The 23,678-nt window shown below is 51.8% G+C and carries 27 protein-coding genes and 3 tRNA genes; 25 read left to right on the top strand and 5 right to left on the bottom strand.

Features of this window, described 5'->3' with window-relative positions; translation table 11 throughout:
* Positions 1-5 precede the first annotated feature (5 nt).
* The 4 genes from tusA to msrB are packed head-to-tail and all read left to right on the top strand — an operon-like array spanning position 6 to position 2,327.
* Positions 6-230 carry a sulfurtransferase TusA gene (tusA, locus tag ACMAY6_RS07490; RefSeq protein ID WP_435215971.1) on the top strand — a complete coding sequence of 75 codons (225 nt, stop codon included), beginning with the start codon at positions 6-8 and terminating at the stop codon, positions 228-230.
* 19 nt (positions 231-249) lie between these two features.
* A complete protein-coding gene (locus tag ACMAY6_RS07495) occupies positions 250-750 on the top strand; it encodes an elongation factor P hydroxylase (RefSeq protein WP_435215815.1) in 501 nt (166 codons plus the stop codon).
* Positions 751-761: 11 nt separating this feature from the next.
* Entirely contained in the window at positions 762-1,892 is a 1,131-nt protein-coding gene (locus ACMAY6_RS07500; protein WP_435215817.1) for a 4-phosphoerythronate dehydrogenase, read from the top strand.
* Between the two features lie 30 nt (positions 1,893-1,922).
* Positions 1,923-2,327 carry a peptide-methionine (R)-S-oxide reductase MsrB gene (gene msrB, locus ACMAY6_RS07505; protein WP_435215819.1) on the top strand — a complete coding sequence of 135 codons (405 nt, stop codon included), beginning with the start codon at positions 1,923-1,925 and terminating at the stop codon, positions 2,325-2,327.
* 269 nt (positions 2,328-2,596) lie between these two features.
* Here the strand turns inward: msrB and ACMAY6_RS07510 are convergent.
* Positions 2,597-2,672 (bottom strand) — tRNA-Gly (locus ACMAY6_RS07510).
* A gap of 7 nt (positions 2,673-2,679) precedes the next feature.
* Positions 2,680-2,755: transfer RNA gene (locus ACMAY6_RS07515), tRNA-Glu, on the bottom strand.
* A 170-nt stretch (positions 2,756-2,925) separates the two neighbouring features.
* Here ACMAY6_RS07515 and ACMAY6_RS07520 point away from each other — a divergent pair.
* The 7 genes from ACMAY6_RS07520 (at position 2,926) to ACMAY6_RS07550 (ending at position 9,170) form a co-directional block, all read left to right on the top strand.
* Positions 2,926-3,843 carry an ABC transporter ATP-binding protein gene (locus ACMAY6_RS07520; RefSeq protein WP_435215821.1) on the top strand — a complete coding sequence of 306 codons (918 nt, stop codon included), beginning with the start codon at positions 2,926-2,928 and terminating at the stop codon, positions 3,841-3,843.
* On the top strand, positions 3,840-4,613 hold the full coding sequence (locus ACMAY6_RS07525; RefSeq protein WP_435215823.1) for an ABC transporter permease: 774 nt from the start codon (positions 3,840-3,842) through the stop codon (positions 4,611-4,613). Before ACMAY6_RS07520 ends, ACMAY6_RS07525 begins: the two co-directional genes overlap by 4 nt.
* A gap of 4 nt (positions 4,614-4,617) precedes the next feature.
* Entirely contained in the window at positions 4,618-5,418 is an 801-nt protein-coding gene (locus ACMAY6_RS07530; RefSeq protein ID WP_435215825.1) for an NADPH-dependent 7-cyano-7-deazaguanine reductase QueF, read from the top strand.
* Positions 5,415-5,939, top strand: a complete 525-nt coding sequence (locus tag ACMAY6_RS07535) for a YfiR family protein (protein ID WP_435215827.1) — start codon at positions 5,415-5,417, stop codon at positions 5,937-5,939. The genes ACMAY6_RS07530 and ACMAY6_RS07535 overlap by 4 nt, the downstream gene beginning before the upstream one ends.
* Positions 5,936-7,930, top strand: a complete 1,995-nt coding sequence (locus ACMAY6_RS07540) for an ATP-binding protein (protein WP_435215829.1) — start codon at positions 5,936-5,938, stop codon at positions 7,928-7,930. Before ACMAY6_RS07535 ends, ACMAY6_RS07540 begins: the two co-directional genes overlap by 4 nt.
* A 2-nt stretch (positions 7,931-7,932) precedes the next feature.
* Entirely contained in the window at positions 7,933-9,033 is a 1,101-nt protein-coding gene (locus ACMAY6_RS07545; RefSeq protein WP_435215831.1) for a hypothetical protein, read from the top strand.
* 49 nt (positions 9,034-9,082) lie between these two features.
* Positions 9,083-9,170: transfer RNA gene (locus ACMAY6_RS07550), tRNA-Ser, on the top strand.
* Positions 9,171-9,580: 410 nt separating this feature from the next.
* On the opposite strand, the gene ACMAY6_RS07555 is transcribed toward ACMAY6_RS07550, so the two are convergent.
* Positions 9,581-10,807 (bottom strand): serine hydrolase domain-containing protein, encoded by a 1,227-nt coding sequence (locus ACMAY6_RS07555; RefSeq protein WP_435215833.1) that lies wholly within the window; start codon positions 10,805-10,807, stop codon positions 9,581-9,583.
* 255 nt (positions 10,808-11,062) lie between these two features.
* On the opposite strand from ACMAY6_RS07555, the gene ACMAY6_RS07560 reads away from it, so the two are divergent.
* Together ACMAY6_RS07560 and ACMAY6_RS07565 are read left to right on the top strand one after the other, a co-directional pair.
* A complete protein-coding gene (locus ACMAY6_RS07560) occupies positions 11,063-11,908 on the top strand; it encodes an endonuclease/exonuclease/phosphatase family protein (protein ID WP_435215835.1) in 846 nt (281 codons plus the stop codon).
* Positions 11,909-12,017: 109 nt separating this feature from the next.
* Entirely contained in the window at positions 12,018-12,260 is a 243-nt protein-coding gene (locus ACMAY6_RS07565; RefSeq protein ID WP_435215837.1) for a YgaP-like transmembrane domain, read from the top strand.
* Positions 12,261-12,329: 69 nt separating this feature from the next.
* Here ACMAY6_RS07565 and ACMAY6_RS07570 read toward each other — a convergent pair whose 3' ends face one another.
* Positions 12,330-13,616, bottom strand: coding sequence for a spinster family MFS transporter (locus ACMAY6_RS07570; RefSeq protein WP_435215839.1), 1,287 nt, complete (start codon positions 13,614-13,616; stop codon positions 12,330-12,332).
* A gap of 194 nt (positions 13,617-13,810) precedes the next feature.
* Between ACMAY6_RS07570 and moaC the strand changes: the two genes are divergently transcribed.
* The 12 genes from moaC to cysB all read left to right on the top strand — a co-directional run bounded on the left by moaC (position 13,811) and on the right by cysB (position 22,230).
* Complete coding sequence (gene moaC, locus ACMAY6_RS07575; RefSeq protein WP_435215841.1) at positions 13,811-14,302, top strand: cyclic pyranopterin monophosphate synthase MoaC; 492 nt, start codon at positions 13,811-13,813, stop codon at positions 14,300-14,302.
* Positions 14,296-14,550, top strand: a complete 255-nt coding sequence (locus ACMAY6_RS07580; protein WP_435215843.1) for a MoaD/ThiS family protein — start codon at positions 14,296-14,298, stop codon at positions 14,548-14,550. Before moaC ends, ACMAY6_RS07580 begins: the two co-directional genes overlap by 7 nt.
* A gap of 1 nt (position 14,551) precedes the next feature.
* On the top strand, positions 14,552-15,016 hold the full coding sequence (locus tag ACMAY6_RS07585; protein ID WP_435215845.1) for a molybdenum cofactor biosynthesis protein MoaE: 465 nt from the start codon (positions 14,552-14,554) through the stop codon (positions 15,014-15,016).
* Complete coding sequence (locus ACMAY6_RS07590; RefSeq protein ID WP_435215847.1) at positions 15,009-15,488, top strand: flavin reductase family protein; 480 nt, start codon at positions 15,009-15,011, stop codon at positions 15,486-15,488. Before ACMAY6_RS07585 ends, ACMAY6_RS07590 begins: the two co-directional genes overlap by 8 nt.
* A gap of 9 nt (positions 15,489-15,497) precedes the next feature.
* Positions 15,498-16,037 carry an NUDIX hydrolase gene (locus tag ACMAY6_RS07595; protein ID WP_435215849.1) on the top strand — a complete coding sequence of 180 codons (540 nt, stop codon included), beginning with the start codon at positions 15,498-15,500 and terminating at the stop codon, positions 16,035-16,037.
* A gap of 64 nt (positions 16,038-16,101) precedes the next feature.
* Entirely contained in the window at positions 16,102-16,581 is a 480-nt protein-coding gene (gene bcp / locus ACMAY6_RS07600) for a thioredoxin-dependent thiol peroxidase (RefSeq protein ID WP_435215851.1), read from the top strand.
* Positions 16,582-16,671: 90 nt separating this feature from the next.
* Positions 16,672-17,451: an exodeoxyribonuclease III gene (locus tag ACMAY6_RS07605; protein WP_435215853.1), complete on the top strand. Its 780-nt coding sequence runs from the start codon at positions 16,672-16,674 to the stop codon at positions 17,449-17,451.
* 52 nt (positions 17,452-17,503) lie between these two features.
* On the top strand, positions 17,504-17,839 hold the full coding sequence (gene yajC, locus ACMAY6_RS07610; RefSeq protein ID WP_435215855.1) for a preprotein translocase subunit YajC: 336 nt from the start codon (positions 17,504-17,506) through the stop codon (positions 17,837-17,839).
* A gap of 33 nt (positions 17,840-17,872) precedes the next feature.
* Complete coding sequence (locus tag ACMAY6_RS07615) at positions 17,873-18,868, top strand: D-cysteine desulfhydrase family protein (protein ID WP_435215857.1); 996 nt, start codon at positions 17,873-17,875, stop codon at positions 18,866-18,868.
* Between the two features lie 15 nt (positions 18,869-18,883).
* On the top strand, positions 18,884-20,239 hold the full coding sequence (locus tag ACMAY6_RS07620) for an alanine/glycine:cation symporter family protein (protein ID WP_435215859.1): 1,356 nt from the start codon (positions 18,884-18,886) through the stop codon (positions 20,237-20,239).
* A gap of 1 nt (position 20,240) precedes the next feature.
* On the top strand, positions 20,241-21,146 hold the full coding sequence (locus ACMAY6_RS07625) for a 5'-nucleotidase (RefSeq protein WP_435215861.1): 906 nt from the start codon (positions 20,241-20,243) through the stop codon (positions 21,144-21,146).
* Positions 21,147-21,255: 109 nt separating this feature from the next.
* The gene (cysB, locus tag ACMAY6_RS07630; protein WP_435215863.1) at positions 21,256-22,230 is read left to right on the top strand and encodes an HTH-type transcriptional regulator CysB; all 975 of its coding nucleotides are present in this window, start codon (positions 21,256-21,258) and stop codon (positions 22,228-22,230) included.
* Here cysB and ACMAY6_RS07635 read toward each other — a convergent pair.
* Entirely contained in the window at positions 22,227-23,537 is a 1,311-nt protein-coding gene (locus tag ACMAY6_RS07635) for an anthranilate synthase component I family protein (protein ID WP_435215865.1), read from the bottom strand. The genes cysB and ACMAY6_RS07635 overlap by 4 nt on opposite strands.
* Between the last annotated feature and the right edge of the window lie 141 nt (positions 23,538-23,678).

Raw genomic sequence — 23,678 nt, forward strand, 5'->3', positions numbered from 1 at the left:
CAGCAGTGATAGATGCCGTTGGGTTGAAGTGTCCAGAGCCTGTTATGCTTTTGCACAACGCGATTCGCAAGGCCGCACCTGCTGGGTATGTGCGGTTAAATGCGACGGATCCTTCCACTCAACGGGATGTCCCCCAGTTCTGCAAATTTTTAGAGCACGAACTTGTGGACAGTAGCGTCGATGACGCCAGTGGTGTTTACACCTTTCTTATCAAGAAGCAGATGTCCTAGGCTTTAGGTGAATGCGTTCATGGCAATGGGGCTCGATGCGCGATGTATTGAGGGCGTGTTTTCAAGGGCCTTTGCTGCAGAATTTAATACTCGGCTGGTGGGTGGGGCCGACGAACCGCTTTATCAGCCCCCCACGTCGGGCGCACCGGCTGAAATTTACTATTGCAGGGATTATGCACGCAGCGCGCTCCATGAGGTGGCTCACTGGTGTGTGGCTGGTTCACGCCGCCGGCGCTTTAGCGACTATGGTTATTGGTATACCGCCGATGGCCGCGATACTCAGCAGCAAGCGGCTTTCTTTTGTGTAGAAGCCAAGCCTCAAGCTCTTGAGAGTTTTTTTTGCGCTGCAGCGGGCATAGCATTTGCACCAAGTCTCGACAATTTAAGTCTAGAAATTCCAGCAGCCATGCTGGAGCAGTTTCAGAATCAGCTGCGTCGGGAGCAGGCGCGGTTTAACAATCACGGGTTGCCCTTTCGGGCCGCGCGCTTCGCTCAGGCGCTGCGCAAGGCGCGAGCATAGAGTGCTAAAGCATGGGATACCGGATTGTTGCAGATGAAAACATACAGATCACACCTGAGTTGCTGTCGCTTAGCACGAGCCTGAAAACCCTCGCTGGCAGAGAGATTAACCCCAGTCATTTGGTGGATGCTGACGTGCTACTGGTGCGATCAGTAACTCAGGTAACCCCGGCGCTTCTAGGGCAGTCGTCGGTGGTGTTTGTCGGCTCGGCTACTGCGGGTGTCGAACATGTGGACACCGAGTATCTTAAATCTCGGGACATTCAATTTTCAGCGGCCCCAGGTGCAAACGCCAACGCAGTCACCGAGTACGTATGTTCAGTTCTAGCGGCTCGGGGGCGTCTTGCAGAGATCCTGATGGGTGCCACTGTCGGAATCGTGGGTTATGGTCATGTAGGTCAGCAGCTTGCTCGCGTTATTTTAGCGCTGGGAGGCAATGTGGCGGTCTGGGACCCATGGGAAACCGTGCCGGCTGACATCAAAAGCCCATCTCTGGAGTTTGTCCTGCAGCAAAATATCGTCACTGTTCACGCGGCACTGCACGGACAAAGCCCTTGGCCTAGCCGAGCTATGATTGATGCGCCTCTTCCTTCGAAAATGCCGGCCGGACAACTCTTTATTAACGCCGCCCGCGGAGAGTTGGTAACAGAAGCTGCGTTGCAGGCATTCGCTGAAAACAGCGCAGACATTGTGCTGGACGTTTGGCCAGATGAGCCGTCAGTGTCCGCGGCTCAACTCGCGATGGTATCTGTGGGCACGGCACACATTGCTGGCTACACCCTTGGTGCAAAAGTCCGGGCTACCAATATGTTGGTCCATGCGCTTACTGGTAAGCGGTTCGGTGGCGAAATTTCTGCAGCTTCGCCCATCGATATGTCCGCGGTTTTAGAGGCGCCGGAACTGCCGGAGGCCGCTTGGCTGACGCGGTTGCTTTTGGCGAGTTATGATCCAAACAACGATTGCGCTGAATTGAGTAAAGTATGTGTGCCGGCGGTCGTGCCGCGTGACTTTGACAGATTGAGACGCAACTACAAATTGCGGCAAGAGTTGCGTGGTCGACCCGTGCTCATGCCGCCGAATTGTTCTGACCGTCTGAATCGCTTGGTTGTTGCCTTGGGTGCATTGCCTATGCGGGCGCAATAGTTCCTATGAAAAAAGAGAGTGGAAGTTTTTATGGCAAACGATGACAAAGCAGTGACCGAGGAAGAGTGGCGCAGCCAGCTGACCGCTGACGAATACACAGTGCTGCGTGAAAAGGGGACTGAGAGAGCCTTTACGGGCGAGTATTGGAATGTTTTCGAGGATGGTATTTACCACTGCCGTGGCTGCGGTGAGGCGCTATTTGAATCGACCAGTAAATTTGACGCAGGTTGCGGGTGGCCAAGTTTCGATCGGGCGGCGAGTGATGTTGCCGTAAAGGAAGATAAAGATATGAGCCACGGAATGGTGCGAACTGAGATCTTGTGTCAGAAATGTGGGGGGCATCTGGGGCACGTGTTTCCTGATGGCCCTACGGAGACCGGTCTACGCTACTGTGTGAACAGTTTGTCGGTGAAGTTGGAGGCCCCTGCAGAATAAAATCTGAGCGCGTAAACTCAGCGATAACAGGATCAAAAAGCGCACCGGTGCCAATCTACTGTGGGCGGCAGTATGACTTCGCGAAGCGCGGAAGGGTGCTTCGCCTGCGGTCTAGGGGGGGGTTGAGAATTTTTGGGCCTTGGCTGCGTCGCTAAGTGCTGGACGTTGTCAGTACGCTTGAAGACATCATGAGGACGGTGTCCTGAGGTTTTCCAGACGCTCGCCCCCTATGGATCCGAGGGCAAAGGTCTAACGGAAAAAGCCATTTTTGGAGCGGGTAACGAGGTTCGAACTCGTGACCTCAACCTTGGCAAGGTTGCGCTCTACCAACTGAGCTACACCCGCTTAAAAATGGCGTCCCCTAGGGGGTTCGAACCCCTGTTACCGCCGTGAAAGGGCAGTGTCCTAGGCCACTAGACGAAGGGGACACGGTCTCTGCAAGAGCAGAGGCGCGAATGTTAGTAGCGTGGACGGGCTGCGTCAAGTAAATGCCTCAAGTTCTGTCGCCTCGCTGCTGGGCTTTGGGTACACTTGGCACACAATATTGCGCTTTCGCGGCCGCGATATGCCTTTTCACCCTACCATCTTGGGAAAAAACATGACTGCGGCACTAAAAATTGAAGGCCTAGAGAAGACCTATGACAATGGGTTTGTGGCACTGCAGGGGATTGACCTCACTGTAGAGCCGGGAGACTTTTTTGCATTGTTAGGGCCCAATGGTGCCGGGAAGTCGACCACCATTGGTATTATTTCGTCTTTAGTTGCGAAATCTGCTGGCAAGGTTTGTGTTCACGGGGTCGATATAGATCGCAATTTTCCCCTCGCTAAAACACACCTTGGCATTGTCCCTCAGGAATTTAATTTCAACGTCTTTGAAAAAGTTGAAGACATACTCACCAATCAGGCGGGCTACTACGGCATCCCTCGCATAGAGGCGTTGCGTCGCACTGAACATTTTTTAGACCGACTAGGTTTGACTGAAAAGCGAGACACCCGGGCTAGGATGTTGTCAGGCGGCATGAAGCGGCGGCTAATGATAGCCCGAGCACTCATCCACAGCCCTAAATTGCTTATTCTTGACGAGCCCACTGCCGGCGTAGATATCGAAATGCGGCGTTCCATGTATGATTTTTTAAGAGAGATCAACGCTTCGGGTACCACCATTATTTTAACGACACACTACTTAGAGGAGGCTGAAGCACTGTGTCGCAATATGGCGATCATTAACCACGGGAAAATAGTGACCAATCGCTCCATAAAAGACTTATTGAGGGATTTGCATAAAGAGGTCTTTCTTCTCGATTGTGCAGGGCAGTTAAGCAGTGAATTAACTGTGCCAGGCTTTGATCTGGAGGTGCTTGACGATCATACGGTGCAGGTGGCCATCGAAAAAGGACAAAATCTAGCAGAAGTCTTTGCAGCGCTGCATGAAAAACAGGTGTCGGTTGTGAGTATGCGTAACGAAGCTAATCGACTGGAACAGATGTTCGTTAATTTGTTGGAGCAAACGGCATGAATCGGTACGAGCAATATGTTGCCTTCATGACCATTATGCGAAAAGAGATCCGTCGGTATCTTCGAATTTGGTCTCAGACGTTGCTTCCAAGCGCTATTACCATGTCGCTGTACTACGTGATTTTTGGAAATTTAATTGGCTCTCGTATTGGTACCATGGGGGGCTTTTCTTACATGGAGTTCGTGGTGCCGGGTTTGATTATGATGGCCATTGTGACTAACTCCTACGCTAATGTGGTTGCCTCGTTCTTCGGCGCAAAATTTAATAATAGCGTTGAAGAGCTGCTGGTTTCTCCTATTCCTCCCTACATCATATTGTGTGGCTACGTCGCTGGGGGTGTTAGCCGTGGCATACTGGTCGCAGTGATTGTCACCGCCGTTTCGTTGTTTTTCACGCGCCTTCCAATTTACAGCCCATTGCTTGTGATTCTTGTTGTTGCTCTTACCTCAATACTGTTTTCATTGTTGGGGTTTATCAACGCGGTGTTTGCTAATACCTTTGATGACATCAACATCGTGCCCACTTTTGTTCTGACGCCGTTGACTTATTTAGGGGGCGTTTTTTACTCGCTAGATCTATTGCCCGATTTTTGGGCCGCCGTCTCCCAGGCTAATCCGTTGGTTTATGTTGTTAGCGCTTTCCGCTTCGGTATGCTTGGCGTCAGCGACGTCAGCATTGCCTTTGCGATTGGCATGATTTTACTCTGCGTGCTTGCAGCATTTAGTTACTCGTTGCACCTGCTGCGAACCGGCAAGCGTCTGAGGACTTAATGCTATGGGCGGTGCGTTGGGAAATAAAATCGAGGCGCCAAAGCTTTATTCGCCTAGAATTTTAGAACCCATTTCACGGCGAGAAGGGCGCGATGCCTTAGGTATCAGCCAAACGGATATGTTTGGTTACGATTGCTGGCACCTTTACGAGCTGTCTTGGTTGAATACACAGAAGCAACCACAGCACGGCACCGGGGTGTTGGTCGTGGATGCGGCCTCACCAGCGACGATTGAGTCAAAGTCCTTAAAATTGTATCTCAACAGCCTAAACTTCCACTGTTTTGAGTCGCAAGCAGAGGCTTGTGACGTTATATGTCGCGATATTGGGCGCGTCACTGGATCCAAAGTTACTTTGACGATGCTGCCCCCGACTGGATTGGCAGCCATCACCCGAGAGCCCGAGGGGTTTTTACTCGAGGCCAGCGTGCAAGCAGCGGGTAGTAGCCTTGTCGAAGGTTCCTGGTGCGACGCCGATGGCGACATAGTCAAACAAACGCTGGTTTCTCACCGATTACGCTCACTCTGCCCAGTCACCGCGCAACCCGATTGGGGAACCCTAGTGATTGAGTACAGTGGGCTGCCCATAAATCTTGACCAATTACTTGCCTTTGTGGAGTCCTTTAGAGAGCACCAAGAATTTCATGAGCAGTGTGTGGAACGTTGTTTTAACGTGCTGATGCAACGGACTCGTGCGCAGTCCTTAACGGTGTCGGCTTTTTATCAACGTCGAGGTGGAATTGACATAACACCGGTAAGATCGAACGGGCCGCTTTTGCCTGAATATTGGCGTATGGGTCGTCAATGAGAGGCCCGCTTGTCTTTGGGTGTTTGTTGTTAATTTTAGCGCTGGAGGCAGGTGCACAGAAGCTGGGTACAACCCCCGGATATACTGAGTATGAAATTAAGGCGGCGTTTACTCTGCACTTGATGAGTTTCATTAGCTGGCCCCATAGTGAGCAGCCAACTAGTTTATGTGTAGTTGATGAAAACGGGGTATATGGTGCGCTTGAGGTGTTGCTCAACACACGTAAAGCTAAGGACATCACCCTCAAGCGTTTGTTAAATACACAAGACGTAGAGCCGTGTGACTTATTGTTTTTGGGCAAGGATGTAGAGCTCCCAGCGCTTAATCACACGCAGCCCCTACTCACAGTAGGCGAGAGAACCGGCTTTGCGGAAGCTGGTGGAATGGTGGAACTGAGCCGCCGTGCGGGTCGCGTCGAGTTAATTATTAATGAATCTGAATTGCAGCACGCAGGTTTCTCTGCGAGCAGCCGTCTGATGTCTTTAGCGACAATAGTTACGCCCGGAGTAGTGCGGCCATGACTCAGCGACTCGATCGACGCGTGTCTGTGCTGATGGTTACCATCACCACTGTTGTGACTGTTTTCGTGATATTTATTAGCTTGGGCTTGGCTTTCAGGGCTGCAATGGCAGAGACCTATGAGCTTAAGGTTATTCAGACGCGCGTTCTTGGCAGTAATCTAACCGCTGCGCTCGCCTTTAAGGATGAGGCAGCTGCAACTGACGTGCTGGAAACCTTGGAAAACGCTCGTGACATTGTATTAGCACGTATTTTGATGAGTGATGATCAGGTATTCGCCGAGTACAGAAACGACAAAGGGCAGTTTGCGGAGATTCTAGAAGCGACTGACCCCTTGGTGAGCCTCGCCAAAGAAAGATTTGTATCCAGGATTCACCAGCCAGTGATCTGGCAAGGCACTGAGTTGGGCGTTCTTGAGATTTGGGTGGAGACACTACCCTCGGAGGACCTAGTTAGGGACACGCTGCTCATAGCGTCTTTGGCAATACTATTGGCGGCGCTGCTAGCCTTCTTATTAGCGCGACGGCTTGGGAGGCGTGTTCTCCAGCCGGTAAGAGAGCTCTCTACTTTAATGGTGGATATGACGACTCGAGAGGATTACGCCGGGCGGTTTAAGGACTCCAGCATTAAAGAGATTAATACTTTGGGAGAAAGCTTTAATAGCATGCTATTAGCTATTGAAGACCGCGAAAACTCACTGCAGCAGGCGATTAAGGCGCTTGAGGTTGCGAGGGATGAGGCGCAGCATAACGCAGACACCAAAACCTCATTCCTTGCAAATATGTCCCATGAAATACGGACACCTATGAACGGGGTTGTGGGAATGGTTTCGCTCATTAAGGAGACCCAGCTATCAGAACGCCAGCGCGTATATTTTGACACCATAGAAAAATCTGCAGCAGGTTTGCTGGTTGTTATAGACGACATTCTCGACTTCACAAAGCTCGAGTCGGGGCATCTCAAAATAAGGCGAGTGCCCTTCGCTTTGGACGATTTGCTGAGTACCCTCAGCACTATTTTTGAAATTCAAGCGAATAGCAAAGGGCTTGAATTTCAATTAGATACGGCCGACGGACTTCCAAATCGCGTGATAGGCGATCCCGCACGATTGCGGCAGTTGCTGATGAACTTGATCGGGAATGCTATAAAGTTCACCGACGAGGGGTCAGTGAAGTTGGTCGTTACACCTATTGCAAAAGATGGCGCGTCCTTAATGCGGTTCGAGGTGATCGACACTGGCATTGGAATTTCAGAGGATGAGCAGTCAGGGATTTTTAACGAGTTCTATCAAGTTGATCTGACCTCAACACGCGCTTATGGCGGTACAGGTTTGGGTTTGGCGATATGTCGAGAGCTCGCGCAGCTGATGGAAGGTGCTATTTCCTTTCAGAGCAGTAAGGGTAAGGGTTCTTGTTTTTGCCTTGAGTTGCCGTTACCCGCAGACCAGCTAAACCCTTTTGCCCAGCCAACGCCCGTTGAATCAACAAACGACCGGAACCCATTTAGGGCAGCTCTTTCAGGAGGGGCGGGTGAAACTGCTCCGACCACCTCAAGGAAAGTTGATCACCAGTCACCTTCGTCCTTGACCTTTCTAAGGGTATTGGTTGTTGATGATTCGGAGGTTAATCGGTTTATTCTTTGTGAATTACTGGCAACTTTAGGTATTAAAGCAGCTGTTGCTTGCAATGGTGAGGAAGCGGTAGCCGCATTCAACCGAACCCCTCTGGATGTTATTCTCATGGACATTCAAATGCCGGTGATGGATGGCGTGGTTGCTACCGCCGCGATTCAACAGCTACAGGCAGAACAAAGCTTGAATCCAGACTGCATTATTGTTGGCGTGTCAGCTCATGCGATGAGTGGTGATCGAGAGAAATATCTCGCTTCAGGCATGGCCGACTATTTGACGAAACCAATTGACAGAAAAAATCTGGAGAGCTGTTTGAGTGCGCTGGCAAAGGAGCTTCGGGGAGACATACACCTATGGCGCTAGCTATGAAGAAGGCACATCGGGTACATGAAGGCTGCCTACGGGTAACTTTTATCCGGGCTTTGATACTGCCACTGGTGTGTGCGAGTTACGGTGCATGGAGCCAAACAGTGCCCTCGGACTTGGTCGATGTCTCAATAGAGGACCTGTTCGCGGCTAACGTAGTTACGGAAAATGCCAGAGCCAGTGACCAGAGGAAATGGTATCTGGCGTATCGGTATGGTCGCGCGGAGTTTGATGAATATCGCTCGGGTACGCGTAAGTTGAGCTACGAGGATGTTTTGTGGTCTGGCTCAGCAGAACAGCGTCTAGGAAGTAACTATCCTGTTGTGCCCACTAAAATTCAGCAGGAAGTGCACAGCGTATTGCTGGGCTATCAGTACTCCCAGTCGCTATCTGCGCGGGTGTCAATTCCTTTTATAAAACAAAGCACCGACCATGTGTCCATTGTCCCAGGCTATGACGAGTTCAATATCAGTTCTGACGGTTTCGGCGATGTCCTCGCGGTGGTTGACTACGAGTTGTCCCGCTCAGTAAACAGCGCTTGGCATGGGGTGTTTGGCTTGAGTATTCCGACGGGTTCCATAGATGAAGAGGGCGATACCCCAAGAGCACCGGGTGACCAGCAGCTGCCCTACACAATGCAGATCGGTTCGGGCACTTGGGACTTGCCTCTTGGGATCACCTACAAAAAATATGGACAGCACTTCAGCGGTGGCTCCGACATGTTAGCGGTCATCCGAACTGGAGATAACGATCGCGACTACCACTTGGGACACAAGTTTACATGGGGGGGCTGGGTGAGCTTCACCGGAGGAGAGCTGCTTGAGCCCGGCGTACGCTTTAGTTACCGATGGCAGGGGGAAATATCTGGTGAGGATCTTAGCTTACGTGTGCCAAACCCGACGTACCCATACCCGGCTCCTGTCGTAGACCCGACAGCTTTTGGTGGCCAGCAGCTTGATCTTGCGGTCTACGTAGATGTTAAGGTCGCACCCCGCTGGAACCTGCGCGTTGAGTACGGCCAGCCCCTATGGCTAGACTTGAACGGGCCCCAATCCGCAGAAAAGTACCAGTTCAGCTTGGGTGTTAGCACCGTCTTTTAAACTGTAGTTTTGAAGCAGGGCGGATGACTGTGATACTCTCCGCGCCTTCGGAGAAGTGGCCGAGTGGTCGAAGGCGCACGCCTGGAAAGTGTGTATACGGCAACGTATCGAGGGTTCGAATCCCTCCTTCTCCGCCATTCAAAAATATGCCTCCCTTGTGGAGGTATTTTTTTGGATGAATGAAAATGAGCTAGACGAGAATCCTTGGTTCGATAAAGCGTGACGGAAGGAGCGTTTTAGACGGTATCTTTCGAGATACCGTCCCGCAGGGGTGAAAATAGGCCTAAGGCTGTTTAAATCAATCTCTCTTTCGTACCCCTTTTTGTTAGCTCCAGTGTTGCACTGGTTTCTGTCCGGTAGCCGTGGCCAAGTGGCGTAGGTTCCCTAGGAGGCATTTCCTTTGTGCTGGGGTCTACATCTGACCGAAGTAATCGTTACCTATCCTCCAGTTGGGTCTGCGTAATTCTTGGTGCAAAAGAGCGCTGGTGTTTGACGTTATCCCAAATTGACAGTCGCTCTAATTGGCTTCAACCAGTCCACGCAAAGCTCATGCGCTTTCATCGATAGCGCCATAGACAATATTTCGGATCTGACCTCGGAAGTTGAACGTTGAGGACGGTATGAGCTGAGTCATAAAAATGACGAAAAGCTCTTCTGCGGGGTCGACCCAGAAGTGCGTCGATGCATAGCCCCCCCAATAAAAATCGCCCTCGCCAACGGTACCAGACGCCACCGCGTCTATTGTCGACGCAAAACCCAAACCGAAACCCACGCCCTCGTTACTAGTCTCAGAGAAACCGCCTACTGCCATCTGAGCGAGACTCTTGGTGCCTAGATGGTTTTGCGTCATGAGTTTTAGGGTATTGCGACCGATGAGTTGCAGACCATTATAGTTTCCGTTGCCTACAAGCATGGTGCAAAATTTAGCGTAGTCTTCCATGGTGCTCACTAGACCGCCCGCGCCGGAGGGTCCTGTCGGTCGATATCGGTAAGGGCTTTCAAGAGGATCATCTTGAAGTTGCAAACGCTTGTCTGCTCCTCGTACATAGCACGCGGCAAATCGAGATAGCGCGGAGTCAGGAACACAGAAATCAGTGTCGTGCATCTCAAGGGGCTCAAAAAGGTGTTTTTTGAGAAACTCATCGAAAGGTTGTCCTGATATTTGTTCCACCAGATAGCCACAAATGTCAGTTGCTAAAGAGTAACTCCATCGAGTGCCTGGTTCATACAGCAAGGGCACCGACCCCAATTTTTCTGCCAAACTTTCTAATGTGTCAGAGCCTGTTCTGGTGACCCCCGCCCGTTGATAGGCTGCATCGACCGGTAGTTCCATACCCGGCAGCAGCCCACCGTAGGTGAGCCCCGCTGTGTGCGATAACAAATGTTGAATGGTCATTGCAGTTTTCGGCGGGCGTGTAGTCATGGCTTCACCGCTGCCTTCTACCCATACGCGCTGCGCTGACCACGAGGGTATAAATTTGGCAACAGGGTCGCTTAGCTGAAATCGGCCTTCTTCAAAAAGCATCATTAGGGCAATGGAGGTGATAGGTTTGGTCATCGAGTAAATGCGAAAGATTGTGTCGTCGCGCATTGGTAACTTGCGCTCAAGATCCATGAGTCCCAGGGTTAAAGAGCTCGCAACACAGCCTCTTCGAGCCACCAATAAACGGCATCCGGGTATTTTTTGCGGTGTGATGTAGTGTTCCTGTAAGTGGATTCGCAGCCGATCCAGCTTGTTTTTTGAGAATCCGGCGCCTGTGGGGTTAGTTTCCATAACTCATGGGACCTCAGGTTTGTTGGCGATTGGGTCAAAGGGCTTTCGATCGGGCAACAGATTACACTATGCGTCGCGGTTTCGATCGCCCCCAATGTGGGTGCGTATATCAGTTGCTGTCGGCATCGGGCCTGCGGGTCACCAGTTGGGCGATGACACGTTCTAGACATAATCTACAGTTGAGTATTTTGTATGGGTGCGTTTGCTTGATGAACATTGGATAATCAGTCTGGAGTTTTTTGTTTTGGAATCACCGTGTTTTTAGGCCGTCGCTTTTTTTATTTTTTTCTATTTGCCGGGTTGCCTTTGGCTACGCTTGGGTCCAACGCCGCGGTGTCCGGTTCTGTAAAAGTCAAAGCTCCTAGCGTCTCTTACGGTATGGCATCGTGTCAGATCGCCATGGCACGCCCGGTAAACCAGCCGTCATCATTGCCCAGCGCCTTTCAATTGGTGACCTGGAATATAGAAAAGGGCAACGACCCTCGATGGCTGGAGGACTTAACAGTTTATCAATCGCCACCTGAGCTCATGTTGCTCCAAGAGGCATATACCCCCAGCCCCTTTGAGCACTTGATGGGGACTGTGCTCCACGAGAGTTTCGCAAAAGGCTACAGAGCGGGGCATCTGCAGACGGGAGTGTTGTCGGTTTCCAGCGCAACACCTCAACTTCATTGTGCCCTGACGGCCTATGAACCTTGGTTGTCGACGCCGAAAGCGACTTCGGTGACTCGGTACGGTTTTGCTAAAAGCGAGCAAACTTTGCTCGTGGTTAACGCACACATGGTGAACTTTGAGTGGGGTGTGACGGGGTTTAGTGATCAATGGGCACAGATTGAGCAGGTACTGCAAAGGCACGAGGGTCCTTTGATCGTTGCTGGCGATTTCAATACATGGAGTCCAAGGCGCTTAGAGCTATTGGAGGGCGTCAAAGCGCGGCACAAGCTTAACAGTGTTTCCTTTACGCCCGATCGGCGAACCACTTTTTTCGGGTCGCCCTTAGATCACGTACTTGTTCGCCAGTTAACAGCGACGCATTCTCACGTTCTTGCGTCTGGTAAATCAGACCACAACAGTCTCTGGGTCAATCTTCGGTTGAAGTAAGTCGGTCATAGTCAACCGACAAGGCAATTAATAGCTACAAGATCTAGACAGCGGCAATGTACGTAACAACCTCGCCGTACTTCATAACCAGTACGGGAGGGGAAGCAAAATGCAAAGGAACATAAGCGGACTTGAGCGGGTGCTCAGGCTCTGTCTCGGATTAGGAATTTGTGCAGCTGTGCTCGTGCTCGGGCATACGAACTTGGCAGATAGCGCACTGCTGCTTGTGGGGTTTTTTCTGGTTCTCAACGGCCTCACGGCGCGCTGTTACTTATGGCGTTGGCTAGGCATTAACAGCTTGCGCAGGGCTGGGGGGTGTTCGATCAGTCCCAACGATCGGTCTGAAGCTTGAACGCTTTGCTCAGCATTTAGTGCCGCGCGCCAAACCCTGCAGCGGTTGGTCGGCGGCTACCGGCAAGACTCAGCCCGACTGTTTTTGAAGATCGGGCAGTAGGTGGCGCGCGGCCATAACAAAACACGCAGTGCCACTGAGGCCCATCAACAGCGCGCACATCATGGCGTAGCGCAGGTTGTTGTCTCCGAATATGCCAACAAAACTGTCACTAAGAAGCCCGACGATAACAGGGCCTAAGCCCAGTCCAATCATATTCAAGATGAAAAAGAGAACCGCTGAGGCCATGGCCCGCATCGCGGGGGAGACCAATGACTGGCACATGGCAATGCTTGGCCCTAAATACAATGAATTAAGAATATTGGCTGGAAATAGAACCAACAAAAGAAGCGTGGCATCATCGCTGAGGATGGCGTAGGCCATCGGAATCACCGCAAGACAATTTCCGATAATTGGAATCCAAACATACCAGCGCTTGTCATTTCGACCCCATCGATCCGCCAAAAAGCCCCCCATAAAGGTGCCAATAGCACCGGCTACGCCTGACACTAACCCAAGGGCAAAACCTACCTCAGCGACAGAAAACCCGTGACTCCTCATTAAATATGAAGGGTAGAAGTTGCCGTTGCCATAGGCTACGAACGAGGTCATAGAGCAGCCGAAAGCAATCCACCAAAAGGACCGCCGTTGTTTTAGCGTGCTCATGGTCGTTTTGAGACTGGACTTTTTGACAGTTTGCCCAAGGTCCCAGCGACCCCTCAGCGGCTCGCGAACTAAAATGAGAACGATGAGCGCGAAGAAAAGACCAGGAATGCCCACGATGAAAAAAGCATTACGCCAGCCAAACGTCTCCGCAATGTAGCCTCCCCCTGCAAAACCAAAAAGAATGCCTAAATAAATTCCTGCGGTGTAAAACGACAGGGCGGTCCCACGCTTTTCGGGGGGGAAATAATCGCTAATCATTGAGTGAGCGGGTGGCGACCCTCCGGCCTCTCCCAGTCCTACGCCTAGCCTTGCAAGAACGAGCTGACTATAGCTGCCGACCATTCCTGACAGTGCGGTCATGCCACTCCACAAGGCTAGGGAGCCCGCAATAATGTTTCTGCGATTAGAGCGGTCTGCAAGCCAAGCAATGGGTATTCCTGCACACACATAGATAAGGGCAAAACTGAAGCCTGTAAGCAGTCCCAGTTGGGCGTCGGATAAACTCAATTCAGCCTTAATGGGCTCTTGCAAAATGACAAGAATTTGTCGGTCGATAAAGTTAAAGGTGTAGACAATCGTGAGCACCACGAGAACCAGCCATCGATATCGATGTTCCTTTACATCTTGGTCGGTTTTTAACGAATCAGTCATCATTTGGTCTCGTGACAGAAGGTTGGCGGAGGGTTAGCCAAAATAGGGAGTTAACTATGTGTGCGTGACGGCGGTGCAGTGGAATTCACCATCACCCGAACATCATTTCACAGTCACCCTTGTTGACCAAGTTCAAAATAATATGGGGCCAGTCGTGGCTGCGTGGCAAAACCGGCTCGTGGTATCCTTTACCCATGTCAAATTCGAAACTCACCCACCTTGATGAAGCGGGCCATGCCAGCATGGTAAATGTGGGCATGAAACCCGACACTGAGCGCTGCGCTACAGCAACCGGCAAGGTCCGTATGGAGGCATCCACACTTGATTCGATCTTGGAGGGAACTTTGCCCAAGGGCGATGTTTTTGCGGTTGCGCGCATCGCTGGCATTCAGGCGGCCAAACAGTGCTCTAACCTGATTCCCCTGTGCCATTTATTGTTGCTAAACAGTGTCCAAGTGGCTTTGGAGCCAGACCCAGAGCTACCGGGCGTTCAAATTTCAGCGACCTGCCGAGTCAACGGTAAAACTGGCGTTGAGATGGAGGCGCTGACCGCGGTATCTGTTGCAGCACTCACGCTTTATGACATGTGCAAGGCCGTGGACCGTGGGATGACCATCGAGGACATTCAGGTAGAAAGCAAAGCGGGGGGCGCCAGCGGAACGTGGCAAAGAGGTGATACATGCTGACGGTGCGATTTTTTTCTTTGATCCGTGAAGCGCTCGATTGCGAAGAACTAGAAGTGGCGCATCACGCCGAATTACAAACCCTTGAGGACCTCAAGGGGAGCTTAGCCAGTACGGGTGGTGAGTTATGGCGGGAAACGTTGTACCAACCCAATGTGGTGCATGCACTCAATCAACGAGTGGTCAATACGGACCATGTGTTGGCAGACGGTGACGAGGTGGCTTTTTTTCCACCCATGACCGGCGGTTGATATGAGCGTTCTGGTGCAAGCGACGCCATTTTCGACAGAGGTACAGCAGGAAATTTTGTTTGCCGACACCTTTGGTGCTGGCTTGGTCACATTCACAGGGTATTTGCGGGATTTTAGCGAACAGGGTGCCATTGAAGCTTTAGAGCTCGAACATTACCCCGGCATGACCGAACGCGTTCTCGAGGAGTTGGGGGCGGCCGCTGCCCACCGGTTTGGTCTGCGGGGGTGGCGCATTGTGCATCGCTATGGACGAATTCAGCAGCAAGACCCTATCGTTTGGGTCGGGGTGCTTGCGGACCATCGCTCTGAGGCCTTTGCGGGCTGTCAGTTTATAATGGACACGTTAAAAACTAAGGCACCATTTTGGAAAAGAGAATATATGTGCGATGGGCGTGTAATTTGGGTGCGAGCCAAATCGGAAGACAGCGAGCGGGAGAAGTCTTGGCAGGAGAGTGGCCATGAGTAGCACTGACTTTCGCAATGCCCTAGGAGCATTTACCACTGGTGTGTGCCTCATTACAGTAAATGACGCCCAATCTGGGGCGCTAGCCCTCACAGCCAACTCTTTCAGCTCACTCTCACTCGACCCGCCACTGGTGTTGTGGAATATACAAAACGACTCTGATTGCTTCAGGGAGTACACCGATTGCCCGTATTTTGGTATTTCGATTTTGTGCGCAGACCAGCAAGCGCTGTCTGGCCGCTACGCCCGCAAAGACAATCACAGCATTGTGCAAGAGGACTTTGTTTTCGACGAATACAACGTACCGTTGCTAGAGCGTGCTGTTGCTCGATTCAGCTGCAAGCGTTTTCAACTCATAGAGGCGGGCGATCATCATATTGTGATTGGTGAAGTTGTAGCTTTCGACGCTGAAGACGAGGCTCCGCTGTTATTCAGTCGCGGCTCCTACGGCCAGTTGGCCACCCGAACCGATTAAGGACTCCCAGTGAAATTCTGCCCAGATTGTGGTGCGCCCACGGAACGTCGGATTCCCGAAGACGATGACAGAGAGCGAGACATTTGCTCCGGTTGCAACACCATTCATTATCACAACCCCAAAGTTATTGTAGGTTGTATTCCCGAACACGAAGGGCAAATTCTTATGTGCAAGAGAGCCATTGAGCCGCGTTATGGCCTGTGGACTCTGCCCGCTGGGTTTATGGAAAACGGAGAGACCACTGCTGAAGGTGCCGCCCGAGAGACATGGGAAGAGGCGGCAGCTGTCGCAACGCAGCCCACGCTTTATCGTATTTTTGATGTGCCCCACATTAATCAGGTTTACATGTTTTACCGATGTGGTGTCGAAGGTGGGCGTTACGGTGTGGGTCCAGAGAGTTTGGAAACTGAGCTGGTGTCACCTGCCAATATTCGGTGGGATGAATTAGCATTTCCTGTCGTTAGGGAGTTGCTCAGGGAATTTATTGAGGATAGCCACAGTGGCGATTTTCCCGTGCGCCACAGTGTTATCAGTCTCGGTCGTGGTTGAGCAGCGTTCGTGAATATCCATAGGCAGCGTCACGCATTTTTTTAACCATAGAAGGGCTTCTACGATGACATTCCCCAAAGTTGGCAATTTAGCTCCAACCTTTACTCTGCCGGATCAAGAGGGCGTTCAGGTTAAGCTGAAAGATTTCCGCGATCAAAAGAACGTGGTGGTATATTTCTATCCTAAGGCTATGACGCCGGGGTGTACGATTCAAGCTGCCGGATTGCGCGACAGTGCCGCCGCGCTGTCAAAGCGAAACACTGTTGTTCTTGGTATCAGTCCGGATTCGAGCACTCGGTTGGCGAAATTTTCTGAGCGGGACAGTCTCAACTTCACACTTCTTGCGGATGAGGACCATGGGGTTGCTGATAAGTACGGAGCCTGGGGACCCAAAAAATTTATGGGAAGGGAGTTTGACGGAATACTCCGAACCACCTTTATTGTTGGCAAGGATGGTCGTTTGAAAGCTGTGCTTGATAAGTTCAAGACGAAGAGCCATCACGAGGACCTGTTGGCGGCTCTGGACGGCTTATCCCTAGACTAATCAACCACTAATTGGGGATGAGTAATCCCCCGTTTCCATGTTGACTTTGATATTCTAGCGTCCCCAAGCGAGTAGTTAGTAGCGGCACTCATGCGAATCATTACCTGTAATACAAACGGCATACGTGCAGCGCAACGCAAAGGTTTTTTTACCTGGTTGTCCCAGCAGAATGCCGATGTTGTATGCATTCAGGAAACGAAGGCCCAGATCCACCAACTCGATCCCGCAGTATTCTCGCCAGAGGGCTATCACTGTACCTACAATGACGCGCAGCGTCCTGGGTACAGCGGCACGGCTGTTTTTAGTCGGGTAAAGCCTAAAAAATTGGTGACAGAATTGGGTTGGGAGCCCATGGACTCTCAAGGTCGCTACTTGCAGGTAGATTTCAAGGGCTTAAGTGTTATCTCGCTTTATGTGCCTTCGGGCTCCAACGGAGATGAGGCTCAGAACCGTAAAGAAATTTTCATGGAAAAGTTTTTGCCACATCTCCAAGCGTTAAAGCGCAAGCGGCGAGAATTTGTTATCTGCGGCGACTGGAATATTTGTCATCGCGCGATTGACCTGAAAAACTGGCGCGCTAACAGAAAGAATTCAGGATTTTTACCTCACGAGCGCGCATGGTTGGATCAGGTTTTTGACGAGGTCGGCTGGGTCGATGTGTTTCGCCGTATTAACCCGGATCCAGATCAGTACACCTGGTGGTCTAATCGCGGCCAGGCTTGGGCTAAGAACGTAGGCTGGCGCCTCGATTACATGCTGTGTACACCCGGCGTGGCGGCCACGGCAGCGTCGGCGAGTATTTATAGGGATGAGCGATTTTCCGATCACGCCCCGCTTATTATAGATTTCGATACTGACGTTGAAGCATGACGACAGCATCCAGCACTCTTTCATTCAACGACATCGTCATTAGGAGATAAACATGTTCATATCAAGCGCCTACGCCCAATCTGGCGGGCCGGCACCGGCCGGTGGTGAGATTATGCAGATAGGGTTTTTGGTCGTTTTATTTGCGTTGTTTTATTTTTTGGCCATTCGGCCACAACGTAAGCGACAAAAAGAACACACAGAGATGATCTCTGCCCTTAAAAAGGGCGACGAGGTGGCGATGTCTTCGGGCATGCTGGGTAAGGTTACGGCACTTGACGAAAACTATCTGACTCTCGGGGTGTCTGGTGGTTTAGAGCTAAAATTTCAGCGACTGCATGTCAATGCGATTTTGCCGAAAGGCACGCTCAAGTCTGTAGGCACCGAGTAAACTCTCATCGCATCGCTACATTACCCTGAGAGGTTGGCGCTAGCGCAGCTGCCTACACCGCTAGAATTTTTGCCCCGAGCAAGTGCTGCTTGGGGTTGTGGCAAGCGCCTCTGGATAAAACGTGACGATCTCTCAGGTTCGACGCTAACGGGTAACAAGGTCCGCAAACTGGAATTTATTGCGGGGTTCGCGCAGGCCCAAAATTTGGACACGCTTATTACCTGTGGTGGCCTGCAGAGTAACCATGCTCGCGCGACTGCCAATGTGTGTGCGAAGTTGGGTTGGCACTGCGAGCTCGTTTTACGAGGTCGTCACCCCGTCAGCGAGGGCAATACCTTACTCGATCAGCTGTTTGGCGCAGAGGTCACCGCGGTGGACCCCCGCCAATATACCGAAGATCTAGAGGGCATCCTGCAACGCTGTGCGGAATATCATCGTAGTCAGGGAAGACGACCACTGATCATCCCAACCGGGGGCAGCAACGGCTTGGGAATTTGGGGATATGTCGCCGGGGCGGAAGAGCTGGTTGCCAATATGGACGCGGCAAACATCGACGAGGCGACTGTTGTCACCGCGACAGGGTCGGGGGGTACGCAAGCAGGCCTGACGTTAGGTATGGCACTGTTTAAGCCCGAGTGTCCCGTTTGGGGTTTCGCGGTTTGTGATGATGCTCAGTATTTCACCACGAAGGTCAATCAAGACATCGCGGAGGCGCAGGAGATATGGCCCGCGCTAGCTTGTGATAACCCCCAGATTAATACCAATGATGCTCATATTGGACCGGGGTACGGTCGAGCAACTGAACCTGTTTACGAGCGCATAGCAGCCCTCGCGAGCCTGGAAGGTATCGTTCTCGATCCTGTGTACACCGGCAAAGCTTTTCATGGTCTGTGTGAAGAGCTTGCTCGCGGGGCGTTTGCGAGTGCGAAAGACATAATATTTGTGCACACCGGAGGTATATACGGCATATTCCCCCACGGTGAGCAATTAGCTGCGGCGGTCAATCACAACACTTCGACGCTCAAATAACGAGAGGCATCTGCTTTGGAATCGATCATTACTCAAATCAATGCGGTGGCCTGGGGCCCCGGCATGCTGATTTTGTTACTGGGGACCGGGGTTTTTCTCACCTTGGGACTGGGCTTTATGACGCTACGCCGCATTCCTACCGCATTCCGTTTGCTATTTGGTGGGGGAGCGGGGCAAGGCAGCGGTGACATCGCACCTTTTCGCGCGCTAATGACGTCCCTCTCTGCAACGATAGGCACCGGTAACATTGCCGGTGTGGCCACAGCGATCGCGCTGGGCGGTCCGGGGGCCCTGTTTTGGATGTGGATAACCGCGCTTTTTGGCTTGGCCACCAAATTTGCTGAGGGCGTTTTAGCCGTCGAGTACCGGGAGCGTGATGCCTTGGGTGGGTACAGCGGTGGTCCCATGTATTACATTAGAAACGGTCTGGGGCCGCGTTATAAATTTCTGGCGACGGCTTTTGCGCTGTTTGGCGCTATGGCGGGTTTTGGGCTGGCCAACACGGTGCAATCTAACTCAGTAGCACAAGTCTTGGGAGATAACTTGGGAATACCCTGGCAGGCGACCGGTATCGTTTTAATGGTGGTTGTGGGCAGCGTGATTTTGGGGGGCATACAACGCATTGCGCTGATCGCCGGGGCGGTTGTTCCAAGCATGGCTATCGCGTACGTCTTAATGAGTATCATTGTGATAGCGATGCATATCGAACAAGTGCCTGCAGCTTTTGAAACGATTTTTAACTCGGCGTTTAATGGCGCATCAGCAGCAGGTGGATTCGCAGGTGCAACCGTTTGGGCGGCGATTCGCTTTGGTGTTGCCCGGGGTGTGTTTTCCAATGAGGCGGGGTTGGGTAGCGCGCCCATTGCCCACGCTGCAGCAAAGACCAATGAACCGGTGGAGCAGGGCATGATTGCGATGCTGGGAACTTTCATCGATACCTTGATCGTCTGTACCATGACAGGGTTGGTGATTGTGCTTACCGGGGTATTTGAAACCGGCGAGTCAGGGGCTTCTCTCACGGCAATGGCGTTCGCAGAGAGCTTCCCCGGAGGTGAGTGGGTTGTGACGTTGGGCGTCATTTTGTTCGCCACGACAACAATGATCGGATGGTCATTTTATGGTGAGCGCTGCGTTGTTTATTTAGTGGGCACCCGAGGCATCTTGCCTTTTCGTATTCTCTGGGTCGCCGCAATTCCAGTCGGTGCCGGCTTAAACCTTGGGATAGTCTGGCTCATTGCGGATACTTTAAATGCGTTCATGGCTATTCCGAATCTCGTTGGACTTCTGCTCTTGTCACCCGTAGTGTTTCGGCTGTCACGAGCGTATTTTTCCGGGGAAAGAAGAACCCCGGCATCAGCTAGCGGAGGTTAATTTGGCGTCTCCGGCCGTTCCTGCAAACTTGGTCATCGCGATTTCATCGCGAGCACTGTTCGATCTGGACACCGCGCATCAGGTTTTTGAGGAGCGGGGGCTAGCGGCTTATTCCCAATACCAAATCGACAACGAGCAAGTCCCACTCAACCCGGGCACTGCGTTTGGTGTCGTGCGTAAACTATTAGCGCTCAACGATAATCTTAGCGACGCTATGAGAGTGGAGGTCGTATTGTTGTCCCGCAACAGTGCCGACACGGGGTTGCGTGTATTTAACTCGATAGAGCATTACCAATTGCCTATTACGCGAGCGGTTTTCAGCGGAGGCGAGGCGCCTTGGCGCTATATCGTGCCGTTTGGTTGCCAGCTCTTTTTGTCGGCCGAACCCGATGACGTGCGGAAAGCGCTTGAAAATCAAGTCGCAGCTGCCACGCTGATTTCAGGTCAGGCTTCAGATAATGAAAACCGGCAGTTGCGGTTTGCCTTCGATGGGGACGCTGTCTTGTTCTCTGATGAGGCTGAGCAGGTCTACAAACGCGATGGTCTGGAGGCTTTTACTGCTAGCGAGCGGGCCGCGCGCCATGAGCCCTTGCAGGGTGGCCCCTTCAAACAATTTCTGGCCGCGCTGCAACAATTGCAGCAGGCTTTTCCCGTCGATGAAGCGCCCATTCGTACAGCCTTGGTGACCGCGCGCTCAGCGCCTGCCCATGAACGCGTCATTCGCACGCTTCGAGCTTGGGATATCCGTATCGATGAATCAATCTTTCTGGGGGGGCTTGATAAGACAGAGTTTTTGAAGGCCTACCAAGCGGACGTATTTTTTGACGATCAGCAAACGCATTGCGACCGAGCAGCGGGCCATATCACCACAGGCCACGTTCCACACGGCGTTGCGAACCCCCGGTAGCGAATTTTTGCATAAAATGCATAAAAAACTCCAATTTTATGTCTAAAACGCTGGCCCCGAGCCCCAACTGGCGGTACTTTTCAAGCGTGTCCGAGTTCGGGGTGATAATTTGAAACTGCAACAATTGCGCTATATCTGGGAGGTCGCTCATCACGACCTCAATGTTTCTGCGACCGCACAGAGCCTGTTTACTTCTCAGCCGGGCATCAGCAAACAAATACGCTTGCTGGAAGATGAACTCGGCGTCGAAATTTTCGCGCGCAGTGGCAAACATCTGACGCACATCACGCCGGCCGGAGAGGTCATCCTCGAACTGGCGGGAGAAATGCTGAGGAAATCAGATGCCATCAAACGCGTAGCGCAGGAATTCTCAGACGAAACAAGTGGCACTCTGTCGATAGCAACCACGCACACGCAGGCGCGTTATGTATTGCCGCCCATCATCAAAGATTTCATGACGGGCTACCCTAATGTGTCGCTACAGATGCAGCAGGGCACTCCACCCCAGATCGCAGAGATGGCCGCTGAAGGCAGCGTGGATTTTGCGATTGCGACCGAGGCACTGCAGCAATTTAGTAGTCTAGTGCTCCTGCCTTGTTATCGCTGGAATCGTTGTATTGTGGTGCCGAAAGGGCATCCGCTGACACAGGTGGAACACTTAACCCTCGAGGCAGTGGCAGAGAACCCGATAGTTACCTACACCTTTGGGTTTACAGGCCGATCAAAGCTTGATGATGCATTTAAAAGTCGAGGCCTAGTACCGCGGGTTGTTTTTACGGCAGTTGACTCAGATGTTATCAAGACCTACGTAAGACTTGGTTTGGGGATCGGTATCATTGCGGGTCTTGCCCATGATGAAACTCTCGATAATGACCTGGTTAAACTCAACGTCGACCATCTTTTTGCCAGTAGTGTGACCAGCCTTGCTTTCCGCAAGGGATCATTTTTGCGCGGCTACATGTACGACTTTATCTTAGCCCTAGCTCCGCACTTAACACGGGATATCGTGGTGGAAGCCCTCTCTAGGTCAAACCCTGTCGAACGAGAAGCGTTATACAGTCACATTGAACTGCCAACCTATTAAGAGTCCAGAGCGCGCATAAAGCTAGAGACCTTGTCCAAGGTCTCCGCGTACTCGTCTTCGGGTACTGAGTCCCACGTGATTCCACCACCGCCCCAGCAATACAGCACACCATCAATAGCCTCTAGGGTTCTAATTGCGATACTGGATTCCAGCCACCCATCAGCGGTCATGGCAAAAACACTCCCGCAATAAACACCCCTAGGCTTGTCTTCGAGAGATTTTATAATCTCTACCGAACGCTTCTTGGGCGCACCAGTAATAGAGCCTCCTGGAGAGGCGGCGATTAATGCTGCCCCCGGCCGAACTTCCGTTTTAAGTCTGCCCTCGATTCGACTTACTAGATGGTGGACATTGTCGTAGCTGTATAGCTCGCAAAGTTCCGTGACCTCAACGGTGCCCGTTTGGCAGATTTTACCTAGATCATTACGGAGCAAATCTACGATCATTATGTTTTCCGCACGATCTTTAACGGAGCTCAACAGGGCGTTTGCGGAGGCCTTATCTTGGACAGGATCCGAGAAGCGGGGGCGGGTGCCTTTGATTGGCTGGGAGCGGATGTAGCCGGCATCGACGCTTAAAAATCGCTCGGGGGACTGTGAGATCACCGCGTGATTTGTTCCCAGCTTGAGAAAGGCAGCGTAATCGCCGGGGGCGACATCCCTTAATTTTTCGTAAATGCCATATTCTGATCCGCGATAGCGACACTGAAAACGCTGCGCGATGTTGGCCTGATAGCAATCACCTGCGGCAATTAGGGACCTTACTGAGCCCACCATCTCTTCGTATTTTTCGCGCGAGATATCTGGGGTAAACCTATGTTCTATAACATATTTAAGGTTTACATCTTGAGCGTCGCTTTGAAGCCTTTTTGTTAGAACCGCGTCAATTTCTGCCGTGAGGCTTGGATCCTTGACAAGCCAGGCGCGCTGCTCGAAATGATCCTGCAGCACATACCAAGAGTATATTGCGACAGAAGCTGGTTTTAAGGGCTCCCCGAATACCCCAAGCGCCCCTGTGGAGGCTGTTTCGAAATCAATAAAGCCAATGGCGATACGTGAGGTACCAGGAGGGCTTGCGTCGAGGTCTGCTTCGATAGCGCCCATCCAATCGGCGGCATTGCCGCCGAAATCAGCAACGTCAAAGTATCGATCTGGCAGTGCAGTGACGATGTCGTAGCGACCGCTGTCGGTGTCGCGTTTACGACTGTCGAGCATCGCGAAGCCATCTAAGTCGGCAAAACGACGACTCCAGACGGTTACATCATCCGAATAGGGTATTGGATGGCAATGTGTACTACGAATTTTCAAGGATTTTGATGACCCTTTCCCAACAAATTGACACAATACTGCTCTTAAACGTAAGTTACGAGCGCGCGCTTTCGGAGCGCCACACATCGGGTGCCCTGCGGGATCCCACTGTAGCTTAGCCGCGCCAACAAACCATCAGGA

Origin of the sequence: Luminiphilus sp. nBUS_16 (genome assembly GCF_051201645.1) — a bacterium.
In the GTDB taxonomy this organism is placed as follows: domain Bacteria; phylum Pseudomonadota; class Gammaproteobacteria; order Pseudomonadales; family Halieaceae; genus Luminiphilus.